This is a genomic window from Butyrivibrio sp. WCD3002, from assembly GCF_000424265.1.
GTDB lineage: Bacteria > Bacillota > Clostridia > Lachnospirales > Lachnospiraceae > Butyrivibrio.
In genome coordinates this window covers 1-2,194 of sequence record NZ_AUJO01000045.1, presented here as the reverse complement: position 1 = coordinate 2,194, position 2,194 = coordinate 1, and the positions used below count along the sequence as shown (strand labels likewise).

1 protein-coding gene is annotated in these 2,194 nt (G+C 41.6%); it reads left to right on the top strand.

Going from position 1 to position 2,194, the window contains the following annotated elements; all coding sequences use genetic code 11:
• Nucleotides 1-138 precede the first annotated feature (138 nt).
• Complete coding sequence (locus G608_RS0117695) at nucleotides 139-1,869, top strand: IS1634 family transposase (RefSeq protein WP_026497100.1); 1,731 nt, start codon at nucleotides 139-141, stop codon at nucleotides 1,867-1,869.
• Nucleotides 1,870-2,194 lie beyond the last annotated feature (325 nt).

Genomic DNA, 2,194 nt, shown 5'->3' with positions numbered 1-2,194 from the left:
CGGAAGTTTGACACCTAAAATCCTCAGAAGCCAGTCATGGCTTTATTTTTTACGCAAATTTAAATCGTGTGTATTGCGTATATGCGTATATAGTGGTAAAATATTAGTATAATACTAAGTGTTGTGGAGGTACCATAGATGCGCATAATGAAGGGGAAATCCTCAAATCCCACTTACCATGTGATACAAGATGTAAGAAGGAACGGGAAAAGGAGCACAGAGATAATTGAAAATCTTGGAAGTGCGTCGGAAATATGCGAAAAATATCATGTTTCTGATGCTGATGCATGGGCCGCTGATTACATTAAAAGCAAGCGTGAAGAAGCTGCCTCCAAAGATCATAAAGTCCTTGTTTCTTACAACACTAGCGCAGTAATCGATAAAGATAAAAGACTCTCGTTCAATGCCGGCTACTTCTTCCTTCAGCAGATATATTATCAGCTTGGTCTGCCTTCCATCTGCAAAAAAATAAAGAAGGAAAATTCCTTCGAGTATGATCTCGATAGCATACTCTCAAGGCTTATCTATGGAAGAATACTCTTCCCATCCTCAAAGCTCTCCTGCTATGAGCAGTCGCAGAAACTCATTGAGGAACCACGTTTTGATCTTCACCAAGTATACCGCGCACTTACCATGCTTTCAGAAAACTCTGACATGATACAGGCAGAGCTTTATAAACGGTCAAAGAAACTTGTTAAAAGAAATACCGGTGTTCTCTTCTATGACTGCACGAACTATTTCTTTGAGATGGAACATGAAGGCGGACTGAAGCAGTATGGTCCAAGTAAAGAGCATCGCCCAAATCCTATAGTACAGATGGGCCTTTTCATGGATAAATCCGGAATACCGCTGGCATTCTGTATCAATCCCGGCAATCAGAATGAACAGTTGTCTCTAAAGCCTTTGGAGCAGCAGATAATGCGGGACTTTGAACTTTCAAAGTTCATCGTATGTACTGATGCAGGGCTTTCTTCTGATGCAAACAGGAAGTTCAACAACTATGGTGAAAGAAGCTTTATAACTACCCAGTCGATAAAGAAGCTGAAGTCTGAACTGAAGGACTGGTGCCTTGATCCAAAAGGCTGGGAGCTTGAAGGCAGCAAGAAAAAGCATGATATATCAGAGCTTGAAATCACTCCCGAGAACAGGAATAAGATCTTCTATAAAAAGAAACTGATCGAAGGATATGATGAAGAACGTGACATAACTTTCGACCAGACCATCATTGTCACTTATTCCCTTAAATACAAGGAGTATCAGCAGACTGTAAGAAACCGTCAGATAGAAAGAGCAAGAAAGCTCATTGAAAGACCTTCTTCCGCCGACAAGCGCTCACAGAATGACGCAAAGAGATTTATTAAGAAAACTCCGTTCACAAGCGATGGCGAGATTGCAAACAGAGCCAGGTATGAACTTGATGAAGCAGCCATTGCCGAGGAATCAAGATACGATGGATTCTATGCTGTATGCACCAACCTTGATGATGACCCTGCTGACATAGCAAAGATAAATCACGACCGGTGGGAAATCGAAGAGTCATTCAGGATAATGAAATCCGAGTTTGAAGCAAGGCCTGTATATCTGCAGCGGGATGACAGGATTGAAGCCCACTTCCTTACATGTTTCATAGCGCTTATGATCTACAGGATACTCGAAAAGAAACTAGGTAATAAATATACCTGTGAAGAGATAATAAAAACTATCAGAGAAATGGATATGAGAAAAGTTGGAGAACACGGATATATACCGAGTTATACAAGAACACAGCTGACCGATTCTCTACATGAAAATGCCGGTTTTAGAACTGACTATGAACTGATAACACCTAAGTCGATGGCTGGAATAATCCGAAGGACAAAAGGGTTGTAAAAAGCGGTCCGACTGACGGACACTCTTAGTTCATATCCGCTTGCTAAATAATCCTCATGAGCCATATATCTGTCAAGGCCGTAGCCGCGCAGCGGTGCTTTGCAGCCTTGACAGATATATGGCTCATGATAAAAAGGTAATCAAGCGGATATGAACTTAGGCCTGGCATAGATGCCCGGCTACAACATAAATTCAGAGGCTTGCCGTAGGCAAGGCTTCCATTTCAGACAAGTTTACGCAGCATTACGCTTTTCACGAAATTAAAATAAAGCCGTAATCCTAGATGTATACTGGGATTGCGGCTTTTTAGGTGTCAAAGATGGAA

Bases quoted from the DNA above. Each gene is read 5' to 3' on its own strand.
- G608_RS0117695 (WP_026497100.1), top strand. From the start codon at position 139: ATGCGCATAATGAAGGGGAAATCCTCAAATCCCACTTACCATGTGATA.